The 431-nt window shown below is 39.9% G+C and carries 1 protein-coding gene; it reads right to left on the bottom strand.

Annotated elements, in window-relative coordinates:
- On the bottom strand, positions 1-431 hold a 431-nt coding region (locus tag AM305_RS11525), incomplete at both ends, for a Mur ligase family protein (RefSeq protein WP_005826310.1).

The raw sequence follows: 431 nt of genomic DNA, 5'->3' as shown, positions 1-431 counted from the left end.
GAACAATCTGTTGAAATTGGTTTCGCAAACCATGCTTTTCCTTCTCCGATAAATTGCAACTCGCTATAACTTCCCATTTTCAGCGTGTCTTGTACGTTTTGATCATCAGCTGCAGATAAAATACAGCCTTGACTAGGCATTGTGCGCACAAGATGATGGAATTGGCGCTGAATCGCTTTGAGATCATCAAAAATATCGGCGTGATCAAATTCTAAGTTATTGATAATCAATGTTTTTGGTGTGTAATGAACAAATTTAGACCGCTTGTCAAAGAAGGCTGAGTCATATTCGTCTGCTTCAATCACAAAGAATTTACTTGAGCCAGCTCGTGCGGAAATACCGAAATTCCCCGCAACACCGCCAATTAAAAAACCGGTATCAATCTGATTTTGATCTAGAATCCAAGCCAACATTCCCGTTGTGGTTGTTTT

The sequence above is a fragment of the Actinobacillus minor NM305 genome, assembly GCF_000175195.1.
Classification (GTDB): domain Bacteria; phylum Pseudomonadota; class Gammaproteobacteria; order Enterobacterales; family Pasteurellaceae; genus Haemophilus_A; species Haemophilus_A minor.
The sequence above is the reverse complement of the archived record's forward strand: the minus strand, read 5'-3'. Positions and strand labels throughout refer to the sequence as shown.